This window comes from Neobacillus sp. PS3-34 (assembly GCF_030915465.1).
GTDB lineage: Bacteria > Bacillota > Bacilli > Bacillales > Cytobacillaceae > Neobacillus_A.
The window spans coordinates 866,395-891,826 of sequence record NZ_CP133267.1; the positions used below are offsets into that span (position 1 = coordinate 866,395).

Here is a 25,432-nt window from a genome sequence, read left to right on the forward strand (position 1 = left end):
GGAAATAGCCCCTCGAAATGCCGAGGGACTATTCTATAAGTTTTTAGTGCGTTTTACACTTTTCGTATAAACCTTGTTCTTTTAATACTTCAATTAATGTTTCACCCATTACAGATGGTGTGTCAGCTACTTTAATACCGCATTCGTTCATGACGCGGATTTTTTCGTCTGCTGTACCCTTACCGCCAGAAATGATTGCGCCAGCGTGGCCCATACGCTTTCCTGGAGGTGCAGTACGGCCGCCAATGAAGCCAACAACAGGTTTTGTCATGTTTGCTTTAACCCATTCAGCAGCTTCTTCTTCTGCAGTACCGCCGATTTCACCAATCATGATAACAGCGTATGTTTCTGGATCTTCATTAAATGCTTTTAATACATCGATGAAGTTTGTTCCGTTAACAGGGTCTCCGCCAATACCAACAGCAGTTGTTTGACCAAGTCCAGCTTGTGTTAATTGGTGCACAGCTTCGTATGTTAATGTTCCAGAGCGGGATACAACACCAACATGGCCTTTTGTATGAATGTAACCAGGCATGATACCAATTTTGCATTCATCCGGAGTGATAACACCAGGGCAGTTAGGGCGACTAAGCGAGTCTTTTTGCCTTCCATATAACGTTTAACCTTAACCATATCCAATACCGGGATATGTTCTGTAATACAGATGGCAAGGTCAAGCTCGGCATCAACCGCTTCGATAATCGCATCTGCTGCAAATGGTGCAGGTACATAAATAACGGATGCTGTCGCACCAGTTGTTTCTACTGCTTCTTTGACTGTATTAAAAACAGGCACGCCTTCTACTTCCATGCCGCCTTTACCTGGAGTGGTACCGCCAACAATTTGTGTACCGTATTCAAGCATTTGCTTTGTATGAAAAAGGGCTGTTGAACCTGTAATCCCTTGAACAATAACCTTTGTGTCTTTATTAATGAAAACGCTCACGTTAATTCCCCTTTCTTTTCGATCCTATTTCACTAATGAAACGATTTTTTGTGCACCGTCAGCCATTGATTCAGCAGCAATAATATCGATGCTGGACTCTGCAAGGATTTTCTTGCCTAAATCAACGTTCGTTCCTTCTAAACGAACGACAAGTGGAACACTAAGTCCAACCTGCTTAGCTGCCTCAACAACACCCTCAGCAATAACGTCACACTTCATGATTCCGCCGAAGATATTGACAAAAATACCTTTTACGTTTGGATCAGAAAGAATGATTTTGAACGCTTCTGTAACTTTTTCTGCCGTAGCGCCGCCCCCAACGTCCAGGAAGTTTGCGGGATCTCCGCCATAATGCTTGACGATGTCCATTGTTGCCATCGCTAGGCCTGCACCGTTAACCATACAGCCAATGTTCCCATCAAGTGAGATATAGCTCAGGTCATACTTGGAAGCTTCGATTTCCTTTGCATCTTCCTCTTCAAGGTCGCGGTATTCCAAAACATCCTTTTGGCGATATAATGCATTTGAGTCAAAGTTTAATTTTGCATCAAGTGCCATTACTTTACCATCTCCTGTAACAACAAGAGGGTTGATTTCTGCAATAGAGCAATCCTTTTCAATATAAGCCTGATATAGGCTCATCATGAACTTAACAGCCTGGTTGACCAATTCCTTAGGGATATTGATATTAAACGCAACACGGCGCGCCTGGAAAGGCTGAAGACCAATTACAGGATCAATTTCCTCTTTAAAGATTTTCTCAGGAGTTTTTTCAGCTACTTCTTCAATTTCAGTTCCGCCTTCTTCAGAAGCCATTAAAACAACGCGTGAAGTCGCACGGTCCAATACTAGTCCAACATAGTATTCTTTTTTAATGTCACAGCCTTCTTCAATTAACAGGCGCTTTACTTCTTTTCCTTCTGGACCTGTTTGATGAGTGACCAAAGTTTTCCCTAAGATTTCGTTCGCATATGTACGTACTTCATCCAGATTTTTGGCAACTTTTACTCCACCGGCTTTACCCCTTCCGCCAGCATGGATTTGAGCCTTAACTACACAAACTGCAGTGCCAAGCTCTTTTGCAGCTTCAACTGCTTCTTCAACCGTGAAAGCCACTTTACCATTCGGAACTGCTACCCCATATTTTCTGAGGATCTCTTTTCCCTGATACTCATGGATATTCATTTCCCATCCTCCTATCTAGAAAAGCGAAGCGCCTTGTTAGGAGCCAGACACTATTCTAGTTTTTGATTGTTAAACTTTTAATTTTCGCTTTAAAAAATTAGACTGCGCTTTCATTTTATATAATGATAAATTCCTTGTCTACCATTATGCCTAAAATATTAAATTTATCATAAGATTCAGAAAAATGCCCGTCTTTTTGCCTTGCTATCTGGGTGCTTTAATAAATTCATTCTTTAAATTGTTTTTTGAAAATAATAAAAACAAGCACTCCACTTATTTACTCCGCATCTCCTGATCCGATCTGTAGATAAATGCAAATACCTCTGCTACGGCCTGATATAGTTCCTCTGGAATGCTTTGATTGATGTCCAGCTCACCTAAAAGCTGAACCAGATTGGGATCCTCCTGAATCGGCACCTTATTTTCCATTGCCTTTTCAATAATGGATTCAGCAATTTTACCCTTCCCCTTTGCCAGGACTCTAGGGGAATCATGCTGGCTTGGATTATATCCGAGTGCTATGGCTTCCTGCCGCTTCGGTCTATCTTCTTTGCTCATACCTTGTAATCGACTCCCCCGTATATTTTATTTTCATAAACAGATATAGCGGCCTTCTTGAATGAGTGCCACTTTTATTCTCTCCCTGCTCCTCAAATGTAACGGCAGAGAGATGATAATCCATTTCCTTCAATTTTTCCTTCAGCAGTTTTATAAATGGGGACGCGACTTCTCTCATTTCTTTTTTCTCGGATGAAATGGAAATGGTCATAATTCGGTTTTGAACCTGCATATCGACAACGGTATGTCCCATATACTCTAAATCAAGGTAAAACAACACTCTGCAATAATGCGGATCAATCTTTCCATCTTCCTTTTTTCTTCCATTCCACTGAATCGATAAATCAGACGTTTTATTCCAAAAGGTTATTGGAACCTGGGTTGTGAATTGCAGGAGTGGACCGTTATCCTGTGAAAGAAGCTGCAGCCCGGTTATCCTATTCAACAGCTGTTCGGCTGCGTCTTTTTTAGAATTACCTTCGTGCTCGGTTAAATAACGGATCAGTAAGGGTTTTAACGATAGCAACTCATCAGCTTTTTCGGCTGAAGTGACGTCCCTTTCGAAAATCTGTTTTTCATAGTCCATACCAAGCGCAGACACCATATGTTTTATATGCCTAATAGTGTTTTCACTTCTGCCCCAGTCCAATTCCTCAGCACTTGAAATAACGGTATTTAAAATCGTCTTCAGCTGTTGAACCGTATTTGTTTCGTTTCTTTCATTTAAGGAAGACAATGCATTTTCGAGCAATTGAGAAATTGGCTTCCCGTCGAGAACCGCAGACATGGAAGAAAAAACTTCTTTCGTAAAGGGAAGGTTTCTTTGAGCCATCATTTTAATGACATCGAGAGCCATTCCCTTTGATTCGGCATTTTTCATCCATTCTGCTGCGATGGCGATAGAATCCTTTGTAATTGGCAACTGTTCTTTTAAAAGGAAACGGACAAATTCAATATTTTCTTTTCTTTGGGGAACACCCAGCTGCGACAGTAACCCTTCCATTGGATTCGCGCTTTTCCCCTTGCCGTTAGCCTCAGCAATGACTTTAAGATTAATTTTTCCTTCATCGGACTGGACCTGGAACCAATAACCCTCATCGGCAGAGAGTGGAATCTCCAATTTTGCGATCATCTTTTGGGATCCTACCTGGACTTCGGCTGTCTGATTCGGAAAAAGCCTTGTGATCCTGCCAAAAACAATTTGGCCAGATTTAAGAGATGGCATTGGCAGACTCTGATTTGTTTCCGGCTTAAACAATGTTTTAAGAACACCTGATAGGTCCATTAAGAATCCTCTCCTATCGTTTATACAAAATCTTTGACAGGGGCAAAGCTCTTTCGATGATATGGGGTTATTCCATTTTTCATAATTGCATCAATATGTGTCTTTGTTCCATACCCCATATTTTTCTCAAAACCGTAAAGTGGATAGAGAAGGGAGAGCTCTTTCATCAAGCGGTCCCTTGCCGTTTTAGCAATAATTGAAGCTGCAGCTATAGAAATACTTTTTGCATCTCCCTTGATAATCGCTTCAGTTGGGAACGGTGTATCAAGTTTCATAGCATCTATGAGTAAAAATTCTGGCAAAGGGTTTAAGGAGGCAATCGCTGCACCCATTGCTTTCTTGGTCGATTCATAAATATTTATTTGGTCGATTTCTTCCGCATCTATCATTGCCACGCTAATCGCAACAGCTTCCCTTTTGATGATTTCCTCATATTCTTCCCTTTTTTTCTCCGAAAGCTTTTTTGAGTCATCAATACCAGGAAGGAAAAAGCCGTCAGGAAGGATGACTGCTGCCGCAACTACAGGCCCTGCAAGCGGCCCTCTGCCAACCTCGTCTACACCGGCGATTAGATTGTAGCCCTGTAATCTATATTTGGTTTCATAGCTGTTCATTTCAATAAATTTATCATGAAGCTGCTTTTCCTGCTCTTTTTTCCGTTTCCACCTTCTTAGCAGCTGCTGCACACCTTTTCTGTCATCTATTTCGATTAATGCTATAAACGGATCGTCATGATCTTTTATTACGGCTAATTGCTGTTCTATTTGTTGTATAGATTGTTTTTCCAAAGTATTCACCTGCATTTCATTCTACTGTATGTATCGGTTAAGCTTTTAAAAAAATAAAGCCCCTTTTATATTATAAAGGGTTTCGTTTTAAGTTACTTTTTTAAATTAAGGCTCTGTTAAACTTGCCTGTTGATTTCCACTCCAGGATGCTCGCTTTCCGCGGCGCGGGCGTTGAGCCTCCTCGGCGCTGAGCGCCTGTGGGGTCTCCCTTGACTCGCTTTTCCCGCAGGACGTTGAATAAGCTTCCTAGAATCAACACCGCACGAAGGAAATGCGATAGCATTTTCGAGGATCTCGCACCTTACGCTCCAATCAACATAGTGCCAAATTAACAATAAGTTTTAAACATAGCCTAAATTAAAATATAGAAAGACATCCTGTTTGGCATATTAAACACAGAATTTCCATTCATTGGGTAACAATTTACTTTCGAGTTGCAAAACAGAAAGTAAATCACTGGTAAATTCGAAGGTTTTCCTCTACGCGATTCACAGAATCATTTCAAAAAGATATGAAGGACATTTTTCCTGTTTACCTGAATGGTTCTGTCCTTCATAGGGCTTATGAAAGACATTTTCCCACTTCACCTGCGAGGTTTTGTCCTTCATGAAGCTGATGAAGGACATTTTTACTCTTCATCTGTCTGGTTTTGTCCATAAGAGCCATTTTATCAGACATTCTCACCGATCTTGCGTGGGATTTTGTCCAATAAAATCCTCTTATTGGACATTTTAAACGGTCTTATGCCCGGTTTTGTCCAATAGAACCCTCTTATTGGACATTTTAAACGGTCTTATGCCACGTTTTGTCTAATAGAACCCTCTTATTAGACATTTTCACCGGTCTTATGCCACGTTTTGTCTAATAGAACCCTCTTATTAGACATTTTAATCGCTCATGTGTCCGATTTTGTCCATCATAATCCTTTTATTGGACACTTTCATCTGTCACTAGCATCATTTTGTCCTTCATACGTGGGTGACAAAAAACACCAAAAAGCCGAAACATCCTTTTTTCAACAAGAAAAAATGACGTATGCCATTCCATACGTCATTACAATGTCATTTAATTAATTATTAAGACTCTCAATATAGAAGCTAATTTCCTAATCCTGCTCTTTATGGTCCTCGCCGGCAAAGTCTTCTGGTTTTTCAAAAGAAAGTGGTCCAAATTTTTCTGTTCTGATTTCCCTAATTACAAGCTCTGCGGTTTTGTCGTAGTCGACCATTCCTCCGCCCATCAGACAGCCTCTGAGCGTACCTACATGGTCGAATAACTCGACAACATCCTCAGGGACCTGTTCGAACTTGTAACGCTCCTTAAAGCGTTCAGGATACTCTCTTTCAAGAAAACGGAGCGAGAACAGGGCCAGGTCCTGTAAATTCAATAAAGTATCTTTGATAGCTCCTGTTACAGCTAACTTCCTTCCTACTTCCTGGTCTTCGAATTTCGGCCATAAAATTCCGGGAGTATCCAGCAATTCAAGTTCTTTGCCTACTTTAATCCATTGCTGTGCTTTCGTCACACCTGGAGTATTTCCGGTTTTCGCGATGTTCTTTTTTGCAAGGCGATTAATTAGCGTTGATTTCCCTGCGTTGGGTATTCCAACAATCATCGCCCTGATTGCTCTAGGGTTTACACCTTTAGCCCTTAGGCGGTCGAATTTTTCTTTAAGGATTTCATGCGAGGCCTGAACGATGTCCCTCATTCCGACACCTTCGTGGGCATTGATCGCCAGGCTTTACCCCTTTGGCAGCGAAAAAGCGGATCCATTCCTTGGTCACTTCTTTATCGGCCATATCTGCTTTATTTAACAGCACCAGCCTGGGTTTATGCTGAATGATTTCGTCAATCATGGGATTGCGAGAAGAGTACGGTATCCTCGCATCCACCAATTCAAAAATAATATCGACGAGTTTCAGTTTTTCCGTGACCTCTCTGCGAGCCTTGGCGATATGGCCTGGAAACCATTGGATCGTCAAAGCAGCCACCTCCTAAAATATCTATTTGATTTTTACGATTCGCGCGTCTGAAAGTGGCCAGTAAACGACACTGGTTTTCCCCAGAATCTTGCTCAATGGGACAGTTCCAATATGGCGGCTGTCTTTACTGAAGCGCCTGTTGTCTCCCATTACAAACAATTCTCCTTCAGGCACTGTATCACGCCCAACAGCAGTTTCCTTCAATGTAAACGCATCTGTTAACGGCCCATCGATAACCTTTTTCTTGAATTCATCCAAGTATGGTTCTTTATATGCTTTCCCATTAACATAAAGAGTATCATTTTTATACTCGATACGGTCACCCGGAAGGCCGATGACCCTTTTTATGTAATCCTTACCTTCAGGAGCATGGAATACAATGATATCAAACCGTTTAGGTTTGCCAATTTCATAGCTTAACTTATTTACTATCATTCTGTCCTGATCATGCAATGTAGGAGTCATGGAAAGGCCATCAACTACAATTGGAGCAAAAAGAAAATACCTGATTACTGCTGCCAATATTACAGCAATTACTAACGCCTTTGTCCATTCCCAAACTTCGTTTTTCTTTTTTGTCATTACGTGTTCCCCACCAATCTCACCAAATAAATGTTTACTTCACTTTATTTTACATAACTGACGCATAATAAACACGAGGGGATGTACTTTTTTAATCAAACTTTAATAATTTGGTTTTTTCAGGAAACGATTTAAGGCTAAAGATTTGTATGAAAAAAGAGCTTGCAGAGCAAGCTCTTTTGCATTCATATTAGCGACGAATCTCTTTAATACGAGCTTTTTTACCACGTAGGTTACGTAGGTAGTAAAGTTTCGCACGACGGACTTTACCGCGGCGGATTACTTCAAGCTTCGCAATTTTTGGTGTGTGAACAGGGAATGTACGCTCAACGCCTACTCCGTAAGAAACTTTACGTACTGTAAAAGTTTCACTGATTCCACCACCACGACGCTTAATCACTACGCCTTCAAACAACTGAATACGTTCGCGAGTACCCTCGATAACTTTAACGTGTACACGTACAGTGTCTCCAGGACGGAACGAAGGAAGATCAGTGCGAAGTTGTTCTTTTGTGATTTCTTGAATTAATTGTTGCATCGTTTTCAACTCCTCCCAACAGACGCTCATGCACTCGTTCATTGCAGCGGAACATCGTTATAAGACCGGCCTGATTTAATATCAGCGCAAGTCACAAGAAGTATCTTACCATAAACGACTGGTCCGTGCAATAACTACTTATATTCTTTTTTTATTTCTTCCAGCCATTTTGTTTGTTCGGCCGTAAGCACTATTTTTTCGAACAGGTCTGGACGGCGAAGAAAAGTCCTCCGAAGTGATTCCTTTGTGCGCCATTCCTCTACCAATTTATGATTTCCTGACAACAGGATATCAGGCACCTTCATTCCGCGAAAATCGGCTGGTCTTGTATAATGGGGATGCTCCAGCATTCCGGTGCTGAAGGAATCCTTCATGTGGGATTCTTCATTTCCTAAAACCTCCGGCAAGAGGCGGACAACACTATCGATTACGACCATCGCACCCAATTCTCCACCTGTAAGCACATAATCTCCAATCGAGATTTCGTCCGTAACTAAATGCTCTCGTATTCGCTCATCATAGCCTTCGTAATGCCCGCAAATGAATAAAAGATGCTCTTCCTTTGCAAGTTCTTCAGCCTTTGCCTGAGAAAACCGTTCACCCTGTGGACACATGAGAACAACCCGTGTTTTGGATTTAGAGGACTCCTTGCTCAAAGCCGCAACCGCATCAAAAATGGGCTGAGGCTTCAGGACCATTCCTGCCCCGCCTCCATACGGATAATCGTCTACCGTATTGTGCTTGTTATCGGCATAATCGCGAAAATTAACAACATTGTAATGAACTGCCTCTTTTTCTTCAGCCTTTTTTAGGATGGAATGTCCAAACACACCTTCAAACATTTCAGGAAAAAGTGTGAGCACATCGATTTTCATCATGATAATAATCCTTCGATAGGTTCGATGGTTACCAATTTTTCGTTGATATCCACTTTAAGCACAACATCTTCAATATATGGAATCAGAATCTCTTTTCCCTTATCGCCCTTGATCACCCAAACATCGTTGGCACCAGGTGTGAGGATTTCTTTAATTGTTCCAAGCTCCTCACCTGCTACCGTTACAACCGAGCAGCCAATGATTTCATGAAAGTAATATTCATTTTCCTTAAGCTTACCGAGCTGAGATTCTGGCACTTTAAGGATGCCATCTCTGAACTTTTCAACCATATTGATATTATCGTATCCTTCAAACGTCAATAAATCAAAGTTCTTATGGCTGCGGTGGCTTTTCACCTTCAACTCGATCGGAGCTTCTGCTTTCGGTAAAAACAACGTCAGGATATTGCCGACTTTATATCGTTCCTTCGGAAAATCTGTTTTTGAAATAACTCGCACTTCGCCTCTTAATCCGTGGGTATTGACAATTTTCCCTACATTAAACCATTTCTCCATTTTGCTACTCACCTCTAACGTATTTCTTGGATAATTCCATCCTTAATGACAATCACTGGCTGGCTCGCTGGATCGCCCCATGCATCCCCTACACTCACATCTATGATGGCCTGTACTTCTTTTTCTTTAAGCTCGCTCCCTAATGGTAGCATATGTAATTGGCTGATTTGAAACTCAAGCAGCTTTTCTTTTTCCCGCCTGATGGACATTTCTTTTTCAAATTGAGGTTTAATCTCGCCCGGCTGAAATCTTTTTGATTTCTCGAGCCGTTTGGCTTCAAACTGAAGCTGTTCATATTCCTTTTGCAGCTGCAGCATTTGGTCATTATATTTATCAAGCAATTTCTGCCTGCTTTGTTCAGTTAAAATTTGTTTCACCACAACATTTTGAAGTATTTTCATCATAGTTTCTCCATGTTCCATTTTCTTTGTACGGATTCACTGAAAAAATAAAAAAAGCTAGCAAAAAGAGGGGGATATTCCCCCTCTTTTTTACAGTACAGCTTATTCGCCGATTTCTAAAAAAATCTTCTTCTGTTGTGATGATCCTGCTGCATAGACAACGGTTCGTATTGCCTTTGCAACGCGCCCCTGCTTTCCAATCACCTTACCCATGTCACTCTTGTTGACAGAAAGCTTATAGGTTACGCGTTGATCCTCTTCCACGACATTAACATGTACATCTTCCGGAAAATCAACAAGGGGCTTAACAATCGTTTCGATGAGCTGTTTCATTTCAGTTGATATTACTTGCCAAGTTTAGCATTATGGAATTTTTCCATGATGCCTTCTTTAGAGAACAAGTTGCGTACTGTGTCAGATGGTTTAGCGCCATCCTTAAGCCACTTAAGAACAAGTTCTTCGTTAAGATTAACAGCTGCAGGTTGAGCAACCGGATTGTAAGTTCCTACAACTTCGATGTAACGTCCGTCACGAGGAGAACGAGAATCTGCTACTACAATACGATAGAAAGGGGATTTTTTAGCTCCCATACGTTTTAAACGAATTTTAACTGCCATTTTAAATAAGCACCTCCGAATATGTTTCACACAAGATAGAATATTATCAAAAAGTAAAAGGTTTGTAAAGTGTTTTTTCTTTACAGACGATTTTTTTGTTTAAAAAGGGTTGAATGGCAGCTTAAAGCCGCCTTTTTTCTTGCCTTTTTGCTGCATGCCTGTCATTTGCTTCATCATTTTTTTCATATCTTCAAACTGCTTCAGCAAACGGTTTACCTCAGGAACAGTTCGACCGCTCCCTTTGGCAATCCTCTTTTTGCGATTGGCATTGATAATTTCAGGCTGGTTTTTTTCCGCTGTCGTCATCGATTGGATAATCGCTTCGACATGGGCAATTTGTTTTTCGTCGATTTGAAGATTGTTTAACCCCTTGATTTTGTTTGCACCTGGCATCATTTTCAAAAGCTCGTCAAGAGGCGCCAATTTCCGAACCTGTCCAAGCTGATCCAAAAAGTCTTCAAGCGTGAAAGTGGCAGTCCGCATTTTTTGTTCAAGCTCTTTTGCTTTCTCCTCATCCACATTCGCCTGTGCTTTTTCGATCAATGTCAGCACGTCACCCATACCAAGGATTCGTGACGCCATCCTCTCTGGATGGAACGGTTCGATTGCATCCATTTTTTCACCAAGACCTACAAACTTAATAGGAGTTTGGGTTACAGCGCGAATCGAAAGTGCCGCACCGCCGCGTGTATCGCCATCGAGCTTAGTTAAAACAACTCCGGTAAGTCCGAGCTGTTCATTGAAGCTTTGAGCAACATTCACGGCATCCTGCCCGGTCATCGCATCAACGACAAGGAATATTTCATCGGGCTTTGTCAGCTCTTTGATGTCTTTTAACTCATCCATCAATGATTCGTCTACATGAAGACGCCCGGCTGTATCAATAAGCACATAATCATGATGTTCTTCCTTCGCTTTTGCAATCGCCTGTTTTGCAATTTCAACCGGGCTTACTTGGTCTCCTAGTGAAAAAACAGGCATACTTAGCTGCTTGCCAAGCGTTTCGAGCTGCTTGATTGCAGCAGGGCGATAGATATCGGCAGCAGCAAGGAGCGGTTTCCGATTATACTTCTTGCGAAGCAAATTTGCCAGCTTCCCAGTGGTTGTCGTTTTACCGGCACCCTGAAGACCTACCATCATAATGACAGTTGGAGGCCGGTTTGAAACAGCAATCTTGCTCTGTTCGCCACCCATAAGCTCAGTCAGTTCATCATTAACAATCTTGATAATCTGCTGTCCTGGAGTTAAGCTTTTCAGGACCTCCTGGCCTACGGCACGCTCGCTTACTTTCTTAACAAAGTCTTTTACAACCTTGAAGTTTACGTCGGCTTCCAGAAGGGCAAGGCGAACTTCCCTCATCATTTCTTTAACATCCGCTTCATTTACTTTCCCTTTTCCGCGGATTTTTTGAATCGTACTCTGCAGTCGGTCGGCTAATCCTTCAAATGCCATCCTGCCGCCTCCTAATCTAATTTCTCCAGCTCGGCAACTGCATTGAGCAGTACCTGCTTGGAAGGGATTTCTTCATTCAATAATTCTTTCATTTTGGTTAAAAGGGTGCTGCGCTCTTGAAACTTTTGAAACAATAGCAGCTTCTCCTCGTACTCCTCAAGCATTGCTTCTGTACGCTTAATATTATCATAAACTGCCTGGCGGCTGACATCGTATTCTTCAGCAATTTCCCCAAGAGAATAGTCATCCAAATAATAGAGAGACATATAGCTTTGCTGCTTCGGTGTTAACAACGATTGGTAAAAATCATAGAGAAAGTTTATTCTCGTTGTCTTTTCAAGCATGCTCATCCCTCCTTGTTAAGTGAAAAGCCTTTACATTGCTAGTTTACACAGCGGGCTTTGCCCTGTCAATGAATTACGCAACAGACAGACTACTAAAAAATGAAAACTATTCGCTTTCAATCTGGTCTGCGAATAGACCGTAAACGTATTTTTCAGCGTCAAATTCCTGAAGGTCATCCATCTTTTCGCCAAGCCCTACAAATTTGACCGGAATCCTTTGTTCGTTTCTGATCGCCAGGACAATCCCGCCTTTTGCTGTTCCATCCAGCTTCGACAAAACAATCCCCGAGACATCCGTAACTTCCTTAAACGTTTTTGCTTGTATAAGCGCATTTTGTCCCGTTGTCGCATCAAGAACAAGCAGGACTTCATGCGGAGCGCCTGGTATTTCACGTTCAATAACCCTTTTTACTTTTTCCAGTTCTTTCATTAAATTGACTTTATTTTGAAGCCTGCCCGCTGTGTCACATAATAAAATATCTGCTTTTCGGGATTTAGCAGCCTGAATGGCATCGAACATTACTGCGGCAGGGTCTGATCCCTCGGCCTGCTTAATCACTTCCACCCCAACCCGGTCTCCCCAAACCTCAAGCTGTTCGATCGCTCCAGCCCGGAACGTATCACCTGCAGCCATAAGAACGGTTTTGCCTTCACTTTTAAACTTATGTCCCAGCTTGCCGATCGTCGTCGTTTTACCGACGCCGTTTACACCTACAAATAAGATGACTGTCAACGCATTTTCCTGAAGGTTCAGCTTGGAGGATTGCTCTTCTCCCCCATTGTAAATATCGACTAGCTTTTCAGAAATGACACTTTGCACTTCCTGCGGATCTTGGATATTCCGGCGCTTGACCTCCATTTTAAGCTCGTCAATCAGCTTCATAACCGTATCAAAACCCACATCTGCCTGAATCAGGATTTCTTCCAATTCTTCAAAAAAGTCTTCATCTACTTTACGGTATCTGGCAACCAGATCGTTCATTTTTCCAGAAAAGCTGTTACGGGTCTTTGTAAGGCCTCTTTAAATTTTTCGGATACACTATCCGTTTGCTTTGTGATTTTTTCTTTTAATTTTTTAAAAAAGCTCATATGCCCACTTCCTTAACTTAAGATTCGACAAGCTCCTTCGATTCCTCAAGCCGGACCGAGACCAGCTTGGAAACTCCCGATTCCTGCATTGTTACTCCGTATAAGACATCCGCTTCCTCCATCGTGCCTTTCCGGTGGGTAATAACGATAAACTGAGTTTCGGCACTGTAGCGTTTTAAATATTGGCTGAAACGATGAACATTAGCCTCATCAAGCGCAGCTTCGACCTCATCGAGGATACAAAATGGAACAGGACGGATCTTCAAAATTGAAAACAGGAGTGCAATTGCCGTCAGTGCCCGTTCTCCTCCAGATAATAATCCCAGATTCTGAAGCTTCTTCCCAGGAGGCTGAGCGACGATTTCTACTCCTGTATTTAACAGGTCTTCTGGATCTGTCAGCCTTAAATCAGCTCTTCCGCCTCCGAACAATGCTTTGAAAACAGGTTCGAAGTGGGAGCGTATCCCTTCAAAGGTTTGTGCAAACCTCTTCTTCATCTCAATATCCATTTCACCGATTACGAGGAACAGTGTATCCTTCGCTTCCTGTAAATCCGTTTTTTGTTCAAGTAAAAATTCATAGCGTTCCGATACCCGGTCATATTCCTCGATCGCTCCAAGGTTAACACTTCCAAGCTCTTCAATTGCAAGCTTGATCAGTTTTACTTTTTTCTTGGCCTCTTCCGCAGGAATCGTTAATGGGTACTGATCCTTAGCTGCCTCAAAGGATAATAAATATTCTTCGCGCAGATGGGCAAGTCGGTTTTCCAATTCGACATCAAATCGGTTTAACTTTATTTCCTCATCCTTGAGAACTACAACAAGACCTTTATGGCGGCGTTTAAGCTCTCTTGCTTCTATTTCTTCATCCTCAAGGTTTGTTTGAAGCTTGAGGCGCTCTTCTCGTCGGGTTGAAATAAGCTTAATTGTCTCTTCTTTGTCCTTCTGTTTGGTTTTTGCGGCAGCTTCAAGTTGTTCTTCGCCTGAAGAGCTGTTGGTCATTTCTGAAGAAAGCAGCTGCAAATCCTCTGTAAAGATGGCCAGCTTTTGTTCGCTTTCCTCCAAATCCTGCTTAACAGCAGCAAAGCGTTCACGCGCATGGGAAAACTGCTCATTTTTCGAGGCATATTCCACTTTTAACTCACTGATTATATTGAGCAAAGCCTCTTTAGACGTTAAATCACTTGTTTTTTGTTCAGTCATACGGATAATAAGGGCATCCAGGGACGCAATTTCATCCGAATAGGCTTCAAGCATTTTCTTTAATTCCCGTTCCCTTGCAGTTAGGGTCGAATTTTCCTCCGAATATTGTCCCTTCTCCAAATCATAAATGGCAAGTCGGTCGTTGATGTTTTTCTCTTCTAATTCAGCTTCACGAAGATCTCCTTTAAGCTCCTGTTCTTTCAATCGGAGCTCCTCGCCCGTCTTTCTTATCGCTTCAAGACCGCTTTCATGCTTACTAATATCTTCCTTCAAGGATTTCACAAGCATTTCAAGCTTGGACGTCTTATCTTCCATATCTGCAATTTTTTCTTTCAGGTCATCCAATTCGCCCTTTCGAGTGAGGAGCGAGGACGATTTTTGCTTCATTGCCCCTCCGGTCATAGACCCTCCTGGATTCACAATATCGCCTTCGAGTGTGACCATACGGGAACGATACTGAAGGATTTTTGCCAAATCATTGGCTCCCTTCAGATCTTTCGTCACAATGACGTTCCCCAAAAGATTGTTCATAACTTCAGCGTATTTAGATTCGAAGGACACCAGGCTGACGGCCGTACCGACAAAAGAAGGATGACCTTGAATCGAGGAGAGCTGAACTGAAGAAAGCGGACGCCCTTTGATGACACTTAACGGGAGGAAGGTGGCTCGCCCATATGAATTCTGCTTCAAAAATTGGATCGCCGTTCTTGCACTCTGTTCCGTATCTACAACAACATGCTGAAGCGCTCCACCAAGAGCTGTTTCCAGTGCGGTTTCAAATTGCTTTGGGACCTGAAGTAGTTCTGCAACTGCTCCTTCAATTCCAGAGAGCCTGTTTCCACGGGCTTTTAGAATCTCCTTAACTCCCTGGAAAAAGCCAGCGAAATCCTCCTCCATATCCTCAAGCATATCTTTCCTTGATTTTGCCTGTTGCAGGAATTGATATGCCTGATAGAGCGTCTTCTCCTGTTTTTCATAACTGTTTCTTTCTGTCTCTAGCCTGCGCTGGGATTCTCTGAAGGAATCCGCCTGTTTTTCAATCTCCTGCCGAAGCTCTTTAATCTCACCCTGTATTTTGGCTTTCTTTGCCTCGGCCAGTTGACGATCCTCTAAATATTTCACATTTTCTTCATCAAGCCGCGTATTTTTTCGCATCTGCTGCTCAAGCTGCTGCCCAATATATTTAAGTTCATTTTTTGCGCCTGCTGGTTGTTGAGAAGCTCAATATACTCACTTTTTAATGAATCTATCTTTTCGTCGATATTTTCACTGTACAGTTGAAGCTTTTCTTGTTTTTCCTTCAGCTGCGACTGCAAAGCCTTTGCTTGTTCACCGAGGGATGTAACCGCAGTTTCCTGCTGTTCCTTTTGTGTCGTGAGGACGTTGAGTTTTTCGGAAATCTCCTGGATATTCCGTTCAAGCTGTGATTTATTTTGAACAGCGTTTTTCTTACGCTCCTTCAAAACCTCTTTTCGCCCTTCAAGCTTCTCAAGTTCCTCACTTGCGTATAAGAGAACGTTTTGTAAATCACTGATTGATTCATCAAGAGCTGTAATATGATCCCTTTTTTCTTCAATTCTAGCTTCTTTTGTTTGCAATTCAGAGGAAATCTTTATCTCCTCGTTTTTATGGTCCTCAAGCTGCTCAGAAATATTTTTCCATTTTTGATGTAAATCCTCGATTTCATAAACCGTTAAAGCTACTTCTATCTTTTCAAGTTCATCTTTTTTTTCAATAAAATCCTTGGCAATCGATGCCTGGATTTTCAAGGGTTCCACCTGTCCTTCAAGCTCGTGAAGAATATCCTGGACACGGTTGAGGTTTTCCTGGGTCTCTGTCAGTTTCACTTCTGCTTTTTTCTTGCGGTTTTTATATTTTAAAACACCTGCCGCTTCTTCAAAAATGGTCCTGCGGTCCTCTGCCTTACTATTTAAAATTTCTTCCACTTTTCCCTGACTGATGATAGAAAAAGCTTCTCTGCCAAGTCCGGAATCCATAAATAGATCAATAATATCCTTCAGCCTGCATTGCTGTTTATTGATGAGGAATTCACTTTCGCCTGAACGATAAACCCTTCTTGTCACACTTACTTCGTTGTAGTCAATCGCAAGACCTTGATCCTCATTGTCGAGGGTAAGCGTCACTTCTGCAATATTTAGCGGTTTTCGTGAATCGCTTCCTGCAAAAATGATGTCTTCCATTTTTGTACCTCTCAGCGATTTAGCCGACTGTTCCCCTAGTACCCAGCGGATTGCATCAATTATATTGCTTTTCCCGCTGCCATTGGGACCGACTACGGCTGTCACACCTGGTACAAACTCAACACCAATTCGTTCCGCGAAGGATTTGAAACCAATGACATCCAACCGTTTTAAATACATGTATTTTCCTCCTTAGGCGGGCTGGCATCATACTCTTTATGTTAGCTTTCTGCTTTTGATTTTAATTTTCCCAGGGCCATCTGAGCAGCATGCTGTTCTGCTTCTTTTTTCGATCTGCCTGTACCAGTGCCCAATTCCTGCCCGTTTAAAGAAACAAGAGATACAAATTCCCGATTGTGGGCAGGCCTTTTCCTGAAGGACCCGGTATTCGATTGCTCCCGTTCCATCTCTTTGTACCAGCTCCTGAAGCTGGCTTTTAAAATCCATCACATGAGAAAAAGCACCGGCATTAATTTTAGGAAATACGACTTTGTCGAGAAACTCTGTTACCTGCTCAATTCCTTTGTCCAAATAGAGAGCTCCAATGAAGGCTTCGAAAACGTCTGCAAGCAGTGCAGGTCTTTCCCTTCCGCCTGTCATTTCTTCTCCTTTACCAAGAAGGATCATTTTCCCAAATGCTAGATCATTGGCAAAGGAAACAAGGGAAGGTTCACAAACAATCGCTGCTCTTAACTTAGTAAGTTCTCCCTCGCTCATCATTGGGTATTTCTTAAAAAGAAACTGTGAAACAGTCAGCTCCAAAACAGCGTCTCCTAAAAATTCAAGCCTTTCGTTATCTTCAAAAGGCTTCCTGCGATGCTCATTCACATATGATGAATGGGTAAAAGCTTGTTTTAATAATGATTCATTTTCAAATTGTATTCCCATATATTTCTGAAAATCCTTAAACAGATTTTCTTTTGCGCGATTAATATTCATCTCAATTTCCCTTTCATTTTTGCGCATCGTATTTCCACCCAGCTTTCTAGTAGAGCGCCCTGCTGGCCCCTAAAAATATCATACCTTCAGCAGGAAATGATATCCCTTCTATAATACAGAAGAAAGCCCCGTTTGAAAACGGAGCTTTGCAAGAAATCCAACGATTATTTAGTGCTATTTATGTAATTAACAGCATCGCCAACTGTGCCGATTTTTTCAGCATCATCGTCAGAAATTTCCATATCGAACTCATCTTCTAATTCCATTACCAATTCAACTACATCTAGTGAATCAGCACCTAAATCTTCTTTAAACGAAGCTTCAAGGGTTACTTGAGACTCATCTACACCAAGACGGTCCACGATGATTTTTGTTACGCGTTCTAATACATCAGTCATGCTTGTTCACCTCCCCTCAAGCTATTATAGAGTATAACATCAAAATAATAAATCAATAAATGAAAAAAGAAATGTGAAAGCGCCTTGTTCACCCCCGACAAGCATAAGACGCACCTCGCAGGATGCCTACCACACTGACTAAACTTCTTTGCTGGCATGCGACGAGGTGAACATTAACTCCCCGATTACCCTATACCGCAGGAGCACCCATCAAAGCGGGATGATAAAGACCTATTATTCAAAGAATTATCTCAGTCTTTACTTCATTTTCCTGCCCTCCGGAGAGGGGGGCTTATGACCTCGAGGGGGTAGGCGCTGGAACTGGACATCAAAACCTTTGCCAAAAACTAGATTATTAATTACTTAACATGAATTGTAAAAAGTTATTTACATTACCATTCCGCCGTCAATATGCAGCGTTTGTCCTGTCATATAAGAACTGTCGTCTGACGCAAGGAAGGCCGTTACTTTTGCGATATCCTTAGGTTCCCCAAAACGCGCCAAAGGAATCATCTTCAACATTTCTGTCTTTACTTCCTCCGTAAGCTTCTCGGTCATATCTGTCGTAATAAATCCTGGAGCAATCGCATTGACCGTAATATGCCGGGATGCGAGTTCCTTTGCAGTCGTTTTCGTCAAGCCGATCACTCCCGCCTTTGCAGCCACGTAATTGGCCTGCCCTGGATTTCCGCTCACGCCAACAATAGATGCAATATTGATGATTCTGCCATTCCGTTGTTTCATCATCTGGCGCGTCACAGCTTTGGTGCAAAGAAAAACGCCTTTTAAGTTAATGTTGATGACATCATCCCATTCTTCTTCCTTCATCCTCATTAAAAGGTTATCCCTGGTAATACCGGCATTGTTAACGAGTACATCAAGTTTTCCGAAGCGGTCAATCGTTTCCTTCACCATTGCACTCACTGATTCAGAATCCGACACATCACACTTCACTGCGAAGGCATCTCTTCCCATTGCTTTAATTTCGTCAACTGTTTCATTCGCTTTCGCTTCACTGCCAGAGAAATTTACCGCAATATTTGCTCCCTGCCTAGCAAGCTCCAGGGCAATTTCCCTGCCAATGCCGCGGGACGCTCCAGTTACCAGTACCGCTTTTCCATCCAGATTCATAGGTTATCCTCCTTTAATGCTTCTATTACAGAAAGTCCGCTTTCCTCATCAAAAACAGAATACGTTTTTACTGTCCGGTCGATTTTTTTGACTAATCCGGATAAAACCTTCCCAGGTCCGACCTCAATAAAAGTATCTACACCCAAAGCGATCATTTTCTTTACAGAGTCCTCCCATAAGACAGGAGAGAATAACTGTTCAATTAATTTTCCCTTTATTTCAGAAGCATTGCTCATTGGCTCAGCAGTTACATTCGCAATAACAGGAATACTCGCATCCTTCATATGAATTTCGTCCAGCACAGCGGATAATTGCTCTGCTGCAGGCTTCATTAGGCTCGAGTGGAATGGACCGCTTACTTCGAGTGGAATGACCCTTTTCGCTCCAGCGTCTTTTGCCTGTATACCGGCTAATTCTACTCCGTTTTTAGAGCCTGATATGACGATTTGTCCAGGACAGTTCAAATTGGCAAGCTGCACTGGATGACCGGATTCAGTAATCCGGGCAGTCACTTCAGATAGCTTTTCCCTATCGAGGCCGAGAACTGCCGCCATCGTACCCTCACCATTAGGAACTGCCTTTTCCATGAACTCTCCTCTTTTCCGGACAGCATAAACCGCTTCCTCAAAGGTAAGGGTTCCAGCCGCGACGAGTGCTGTATACTCCCCAAGGCTATCGCCGGCAACATAATCTGCTTTAATACCGGAATTCCGGAAGAATTCCAAAATGGCAATGCTTGTTGTTAATAGGGCGGCTGTGCGTTGAAGGTTAATGTAAGTTCTTCCTGCGGACCTTCAAAAATCAGCCTGCTCAAATCAATTTTCAATTTGCTATCCGCTTGTTCAAAGACGTTTTGGACATTGGGATATTTCTCAGAAAGGCCTTTTCCCATTCCAACTGTCTGTGAACCCTGTCCAGGAAACAAAAATGCTATTTTACCCATAAAAACACTCCCTTTATGTGTGATCAGCAGATGATTCCATTTGCTCGATCGACTTTTTGATCAGCCCTGTAACATCATTTCCAACCATTTCCCTTGTTTGCCTGATGGCACTGAATAATGACTGGGCATTGGAGGATCCATGCGCCTTAATGACAGGAGCCTTCAAGCCAAAAGGCCAGCACCGCCATATTCAGAATAGTCCATTGAATTTTTCAGTTTTACAAGATCTGGCTTAAGTACTGCGGCTGCCAGCTTGCTCTTCATGCTGCCGGTTAGTGCTGTTTTTAACATCTTAAAGACTGACATTGCGGTGCCTTCGATCGTTTTAAGAACCATATTGCCCGTAAATCCATCCGTAACCACCACATCCGCGGCACCTTCAAGCAGGTCCCTGGACTCCACATTCCCAATAAAATTGATATTGGCTGCTTCTTTTAACAGTGCAAATGATTGCTTCGTCAAATCGGTTCCTTTTTTCTCTTCAGAACCAATATTTAATAGGCCTACTCGCGGGTTAGCTATTCCTCTTACCTTTTCGGCATAAATGGAGCCCATAATTGCGTATTGGAGCAGGTGCTCAGGCTTTGCATCCACATTGGCGCCTACATCCAAAAGGATGAATCCTTCCCCGCCGATTGTCGGCAAGGTCGGTGACAGTGCCGGGCGGTCAATTCCTTCAATCCGTCCTACCACAAACAGGCCAGAAGCCATCAGGGCACCGGTATTTCCAGCTGAAATGCATGCATCCGCGTTCCCGTCGGCCACCTGTTGTGCCGCAAGGACCATGGAGGCATTCTTTTTGCGGCGAACTGCCCTGACAGGCTCGTCCGTTCCAAGAATCACTTCATCTGTGTGCAAAATGCTGATCCGATCATGGCCGGTAATATATTCCTTTATTTTTTTCTCATCTCCAACAAGAGTGATATGTATGTCTGAGAAAGCTTCCACTGCCTTCAATGCTCCTAAAACAATTTCCTTTGGAGCATTGTCGCCTCCCATTGCATCTATAGCCAGCTTCATGTAGTTCGCATCCTTTAATTGTTTTTTGAACGGTACATTTCAAATTCTCCCGAGAAAACAAGCTCACTATTCACAAAGCTGTTTACCTCTACAAAAGTTCTGCCGCTGCCTTCATCAATTTTCGTAACCTTCGCCTTGGCAATAACCCGTTCATTTTGTTTAACCTGGCGCTTAAATTGAATACTTGACTTAGCTGTCAGAGCCAATTCATCATTAATAACAGCTACGGCTAAAGAGTTTGCCTGTGCAAAAACATGGTGCCCCCGTGCTATCCGGTTCCTCTTAAACACATGCTCTTCTTTAACATCAAAAATGGAAATGGCACTGCGGTCCAATTCCATATCTATTATTTCCCCAATTACTTCATCTAGCGGCAGGGAACGGACTTCATCATCGAACCGCTTCTCGGCGACTGTTTTTATTCGCTCACGAAGCTCTGGTATGGAAAGCTCCAGCCGATCAAGACGGATGGTTTGAACACTTACGGAAAATTTTTCTGCAAGCTCATCATCTGTTATAAAGGGATTTTCTCTTATCGTTAACGTTAATAATTGCTGCCGTTCACGTTTATTTCTTTTCATCAATCACACCGTCCGCACTCTTATGACTAGGTACTAATAGTAGTATAAAATTAAGAAAAGCAGATTGCAAGAATTACTTCACCTTCACTGCAATCTGCTTCTTCGCTTTATATTTTAGGTAGTTTATCTATTATTGGTAAAAAATTTCCAGTCATTGCTAATCAAGCTTTTCTCCATCCAGAACCCCGGTACTCTCGAGCTCTCTTCTAAGCGCCTCATATTCCGGAGACTCCCAGAATGTGCTTGAAGCAATCAGCATCGCGGCATCATTTCTGGCCGTTTCCAATGCACGGTAATCATGGACCATATCAGCCACTTTGAATTCAGGTATTCCGCTTTGCTTTTTACCAAAAAAGTCACCTGGTCCCCTAAGTTCCAGATCCTTTTCACTTAAAACAAAGCCGTCATTTGTCTCCGTCATGATTTTCATTCTTTCCTTACCAACCTCTGTCTTAGGGTCGGCAAGCAGGATACAGAAGGATTGGTCGCTCCCTCTTCCCACACGTCCGCGAAGCTGATGGAGCTGTGAAAGCCCAAATCTCTCCGCGTCGTATATGACCATCATCGTGGCATTTGGAACGTTTACCCCTACTTCGACTACCGTAGTCGAAACGAGAACCTGTACATCATTTGCACTAAATGCTTTCATAACTGCATCTTTTTCGTCAGAGTTTAACCTGCCGTGCATTAAGCCGACCTTATACCGATTTTGGAAGTGGAAGGAAAGCATGGAATGCACTTCGATGGCATTTTGAACATCAAGCTTTTCCGATTCCTCAATCAATGGACAAATCACATATGCCTGATGCCCTTTTCGAAGCTCTTTTTCTACAAAGGCAAGCACACGCTCAAGCATCTCCTGCTTGGCCCAATATGTTTCAATTGCCTTCCTGCCAGCCGGCATTTCATCAATGATCGATACGTCCATTTCACCAAATACCGTGATGGCTAACGTACGAGGTATAGGCGTCGCTGTCATGAAAAGGACATCCGGATTTTCGCCTTTTTCACGAAGGACTCTTCGCTGCTCGACTCCAAAACGGTGCTGCTCATCCGTAATAACAAATCCAAGCTTCTTAAAGGATACCTCATCCTGGATTAAAGCATGTGTACCAATTAAAATATCGATCTCTCCTTCAGATAACTTCCGGAGAATTTCCTTTCGCAGCTTTCCTTTTACTGAACTCGTTAACAATTCGACCTGTATGGAAAATGGCTCCAATAACCCCTTTAACGATTCAGCATGCTGTTCCGCCAATATTTCGGTTGGAACCATGAGTGCTCCCTGGTATCCGGATGTCACAGCCGCAAAAAGACATACTGCGGCAACAACCGTTTTTCCCGAACCAACATCGCCTTGCAGAAGACGATTCATCCTGTAGGAAGACTTCATATCTGAAAGAATCTCGTTAACGACTCTTTTTTGTGCATTTGTAAGCGGAAATGGAAGGCTGTCAATGAAATCCTTTAACCTGCTTAAATCGTAATTTATTTTAATACCAGGTGACTGTTCCCTTTCAAACTTCCTCAAAGCCTGCATTTTCAGCTGAAAGGAAAGGAATTCTTCGTAAACAAACCTGCGCCTCGCCTGCTTGACATCATCCTCATTTTCAGGGAAATGAAGCGCCCTTAAGGCATCATGCCTGCCTAAAAGCTTATATTTCATCAAGAGAGCGTCAGGTAGATTCTCCTCTATAAGACTTCCATATTGATGGAATGCAAGTTTAATAAATTTACGCATCCCTTTCATTGTTACGTTGCCCCTAAGGGTATAAACCGGTTCAAAATTGCTCGCTTTCATTGAAGATCCTATTTGCATTTCATTGGCCGTTATCAGCTGGCGGTGCTGGTCCCACTTCCCTGTTACAGTTATCGTTTCATTTACCGCAATTTTATTTTTTAAATAAGGCTGATTAAAAAAAGTAACTTGTATTAAGTATCTGTCAACCAGCATTCTGACTGTCAGCCGGGATTTTTTCCGTCCATAATAGACAAGAGAAGGCTCGCTGTGAACCTTCCCTTCAACCGTAATTTTTTCTTCATGCTTTACGTCTGCCAAATCCCTTAGGCGGTAATCCTCATAACGATATGGGAAGTTCTCCAGTAAATCATGAATAGAGTGGATATTCATTTCAGCGAGCGTCACAGCTGTTTCTTCCCCAATTCCTTTTATCGCGGTAACAGATTGATTAAGATTTGGATTCACGTTTATTCAGCGGAATTCCGAAGATCTTTGCTTCCAGCTCACGACCAGTCGGAGTAGCCGCCAACCCTCCCTGTGCTGTTTCTTTTAGAGCAGTCGGCATAGATAAGCCTATTTTATACATTGCATCAATAACTTCATCACATGGGATTCTGCTTTTCACACCGGCAAGAGCCATATCCGCTGCTACCATTGCGTTAGCCGCTCCCATCGCATTTCGTTTCACACAAGGCACTTCAACCAGCCCTGCAACAGGGTCACAGACAAGTCCTAGCATATTTTTTAACGTAATTGCCATTGCCTCAGCACATTGCTCCGGCGTCCCGCCTGCTAGTTCAACAAGAGCGGCAGCAGCCATTCCAGCAGCTGACCCAACTTCTGCCTGGCAGCCCCCGGCAGCACCGGAAATGGATGCATTATTTGCTACTACAAAACCGAATGCACCGGCTGTGAACAGAAACGATACCATTTGTTCGCGTGATGGGTTTAATTTCTTTTTCACTGCGAAAAGAGTCCCTGGCACAACCCCTGCAGATCCCGCAGTCGGTGTCGCGCAAATGGTGCCCATAGCAGCATTTACTTCATTCGTCGCTACTGCCTTGCTGACTGCGTCCAAAATGGTTTCCCCTGAAAGGAAATCCCCTTTTTCAATATACTGCTGAAGCAGAACCGCATCTCCGCCTGTCAGGCCTGAATGTGATTTTACTCCCTTAATACCCCGTTCAACTGCCTCTTCCATTATCAGCAGGTTTCGATCCATAAAAGAAATAATTTCTTCACGTGAACGGCCTGTAACCGTCATTTCCTGCTCAATCATAAGCTCGGAAATCTTTTTGTTTTGGCTAACAGCCAATTCTACTAACTCGGCAACATTACGAAACATTTGCCTTCCCCCTTCTGAACGCACAAGAATCTATTGTATATTAATGTATTTAATCAACTATCTTTGTCACTTTTAAAATGTGCTGAAGCTTTTCGATTTCATGAAGGACATCATCATCGATGTTTTGGTCGACTTCGATTGTCATTAAAGCCAGTTTCCCCTTTTCTTTTCTGGAAACCTCCATATGGCCGATATTAATCTCGTACTTAGCCAGGATGTTTGATACTGCAGCAATGGCTCCAAAACGGTCATCATGGACAACCAGGATAGCAGGATGGTGGCCTGAAAGCTTTAGTTCAAAGCCATTTAATTCGGTAATCTCAATTTTACCTCCGCCAATCGAAATTCCGACCAGCTCAAGCTCACCTTTTTCATCACCAATAAAAACTCTTGCCGTATTGGGATGTTCGGTGATTGCATCTTCCTCTATGAAACGAATCTTCATACCCCGTTCTTTTGCAAGATCAATCGCCTGAATAATCCTTTCATCATGGGTATCATAATCGAGAATTCCCCCGATAATGGCTACATCTGTCCCATGCCCTTTATAGGTTTTGGCAAAGGAACCATAAAACGAAATATTTGCCCATTTTGGCTCCCGCCCAAACAAGCTTCGCGCTACCCTGCCAATTCTTGCTGCTCCGGCAGTATGCGAGCTTGAAGGTCCAATCATGATTGGCCCGATTATATCAAAAACACTTTTATATTTCACAATCGCTCTCCCCTTTGAAAAACTAAGTTCTCCACATCCCCTAAAAAAGCAAAAAAATAG

19 protein-coding genes and 7 pseudogenes are annotated in these 25,432 nt (G+C 42.6%); all 26 read right to left on the minus strand.

Going from position 1 to position 25,432, the window contains the following annotated elements:
• Window positions 1-43: 43 nt before the first annotated feature.
• Window positions 44-945: pseudogene (sucD, locus tag RCG23_RS04305) on the minus strand (succinate--CoA ligase subunit alpha).
• Window positions 946-969: 24 nt separating this feature from the next.
• Window positions 970-2,130: an ADP-forming succinate--CoA ligase subunit beta gene (gene sucC, locus RCG23_RS04310; protein ID WP_308178735.1), complete on the minus strand. Its 1,161-nt coding sequence runs from the start codon at window positions 2,128-2,130 to the stop codon at window positions 970-972.
• Between the two features lie 273 nt (window positions 2,131-2,403).
• Window positions 2,404-2,688, minus strand: a complete 285-nt coding sequence (locus RCG23_RS04315) for an EscU/YscU/HrcU family type III secretion system export apparatus switch protein (RefSeq protein WP_308178736.1) — start codon at window positions 2,686-2,688, stop codon at window positions 2,404-2,406.
• Window positions 2,672-3,973 (minus strand): hypothetical protein, encoded by a 1,302-nt coding sequence (locus RCG23_RS04320; RefSeq protein ID WP_308178737.1) that lies wholly within the window; start codon window positions 3,971-3,973, stop codon window positions 2,672-2,674. The genes RCG23_RS04315 and RCG23_RS04320 overlap by 17 nt, the downstream gene beginning before the upstream one ends.
• Before the next feature lie 20 nt (window positions 3,974-3,993).
• Entirely contained in the window at window positions 3,994-4,761 is a 768-nt protein-coding gene (locus tag RCG23_RS04325; protein WP_308178738.1) for a ribonuclease HII, read from the minus strand.
• Window positions 4,762-5,866: 1,105 nt separating this feature from the next.
• Window positions 5,867-6,752, minus strand: a pseudogene (ylqF, locus tag RCG23_RS04330) (ribosome biogenesis GTPase YlqF).
• Between the two features lie 12 nt (window positions 6,753-6,764).
• Window positions 6,765-7,325 (minus strand): signal peptidase I, encoded by a 561-nt coding sequence (gene lepB, locus RCG23_RS04335; protein ID WP_308178739.1) that lies wholly within the window; start codon window positions 7,323-7,325, stop codon window positions 6,765-6,767.
• A gap of 190 nt (window positions 7,326-7,515) precedes the next feature.
• Window positions 7,516-7,863, minus strand: coding sequence for a 50S ribosomal protein L19 (gene rplS, locus RCG23_RS04340; RefSeq protein ID WP_308178740.1), 348 nt, complete (start codon window positions 7,861-7,863; stop codon window positions 7,516-7,518).
• Between the two features lie 134 nt (window positions 7,864-7,997).
• Window positions 7,998-8,741, minus strand: coding sequence for a tRNA (guanosine(37)-N1)-methyltransferase TrmD (gene trmD / locus RCG23_RS04345; protein ID WP_308178741.1), 744 nt, complete (start codon window positions 8,739-8,741; stop codon window positions 7,998-8,000).
• Complete coding sequence (gene rimM / locus RCG23_RS04350; protein ID WP_308178742.1) at window positions 8,738-9,256, minus strand: ribosome maturation factor RimM; 519 nt, start codon at window positions 9,254-9,256, stop codon at window positions 8,738-8,740. Before rimM ends, trmD begins: the two co-directional genes overlap by 4 nt.
• Window positions 9,257-9,270: 14 nt before the next feature.
• The gene (locus tag RCG23_RS04355) at window positions 9,271-9,657 is read right to left on the minus strand and encodes a YlqD family protein (protein ID WP_308179962.1); all 387 of its coding nucleotides are present in this window, start codon (window positions 9,655-9,657) and stop codon (window positions 9,271-9,273) included.
• Between the two features lie 102 nt (window positions 9,658-9,759).
• Window positions 9,760-9,990 (minus strand): KH domain-containing protein, encoded by a 231-nt coding sequence (locus RCG23_RS04360; protein WP_308178743.1) that lies wholly within the window; start codon window positions 9,988-9,990, stop codon window positions 9,760-9,762.
• An 11-nt stretch (window positions 9,991-10,001) separates the two neighbouring features.
• Entirely contained in the window at window positions 10,002-10,274 is a 273-nt protein-coding gene (rpsP, locus tag RCG23_RS04365; protein ID WP_308178744.1) for a 30S ribosomal protein S16, read from the minus strand.
• Window positions 10,275-10,373: 99 nt separating this feature from the next.
• Window positions 10,374-11,726, minus strand: coding sequence for a signal recognition particle protein (gene ffh, locus RCG23_RS04370; RefSeq protein ID WP_308178745.1), 1,353 nt, complete (start codon window positions 11,724-11,726; stop codon window positions 10,374-10,376).
• Between the two features lie 11 nt (window positions 11,727-11,737).
• A complete protein-coding gene (locus RCG23_RS04375) occupies window positions 11,738-12,070 on the minus strand; it encodes a putative DNA-binding protein (protein ID WP_308178746.1) in 333 nt (110 codons plus the stop codon).
• Window positions 12,071-12,176: 106 nt separating this feature from the next.
• Window positions 12,177-13,159: pseudogene (gene ftsY / locus RCG23_RS04380) on the minus strand (signal recognition particle-docking protein FtsY).
• Between the two features lie 17 nt (window positions 13,160-13,176).
• A pseudogene (smc, locus tag RCG23_RS04385) lies at window positions 13,177-16,742 on the minus strand (chromosome segregation protein SMC).
• 41 nt (window positions 16,743-16,783) lie between these two features.
• A pseudogene (gene rnc / locus RCG23_RS04390) lies at window positions 16,784-17,528 on the minus strand (ribonuclease III).
• Between the two features lie 137 nt (window positions 17,529-17,665).
• Complete coding sequence (gene acpP, locus RCG23_RS04395) at window positions 17,666-17,899, minus strand: acyl carrier protein (RefSeq protein WP_308178747.1); 234 nt, start codon at window positions 17,897-17,899, stop codon at window positions 17,666-17,668.
• A gap of 387 nt (window positions 17,900-18,286) precedes the next feature.
• Complete coding sequence (fabG, locus tag RCG23_RS04400) at window positions 18,287-19,030, minus strand: 3-oxoacyl-[acyl-carrier-protein] reductase (RefSeq protein WP_308178748.1); 744 nt, start codon at window positions 19,028-19,030, stop codon at window positions 18,287-18,289.
• A pseudogene (gene fabD, locus RCG23_RS04405) lies at window positions 19,027-19,973 on the minus strand (ACP S-malonyltransferase). The gene fabG and the pseudogene fabD overlap by 4 nt, the downstream one beginning before the upstream one ends.
• Before the next feature lie 13 nt (window positions 19,974-19,986).
• Window positions 19,987-20,993, minus strand: a pseudogene (plsX, locus tag RCG23_RS04410) (phosphate acyltransferase PlsX).
• Window positions 20,994-21,007: 14 nt separating this feature from the next.
• Complete coding sequence (fapR, locus tag RCG23_RS04415) at window positions 21,008-21,574, minus strand: transcription factor FapR (protein WP_308178749.1); 567 nt, start codon at window positions 21,572-21,574, stop codon at window positions 21,008-21,010.
• Window positions 21,575-21,731: 157 nt separating this feature from the next.
• Window positions 21,732-23,780 (minus strand): ATP-dependent DNA helicase RecG, encoded by a 2,049-nt coding sequence (gene recG / locus RCG23_RS04420; protein WP_308178750.1) that lies wholly within the window; start codon window positions 23,778-23,780, stop codon window positions 21,732-21,734.
• Window positions 23,764-24,660 carry an L-serine ammonia-lyase, iron-sulfur-dependent, subunit alpha gene (gene sdaAA / locus RCG23_RS04425; RefSeq protein WP_308178751.1) on the minus strand — a complete coding sequence of 299 codons (897 nt, stop codon included), beginning with the start codon at window positions 24,658-24,660 and terminating at the stop codon, window positions 23,764-23,766. Before sdaAA ends, recG begins: the two co-directional genes overlap by 17 nt.
• 49 nt (window positions 24,661-24,709) lie before the next feature.
• Complete coding sequence (sdaAB, locus tag RCG23_RS04430) at window positions 24,710-25,372, minus strand: L-serine ammonia-lyase, iron-sulfur-dependent subunit beta (protein WP_308178752.1); 663 nt, start codon at window positions 25,370-25,372, stop codon at window positions 24,710-24,712.
• Window positions 25,373-25,432 lie beyond the last annotated feature (60 nt).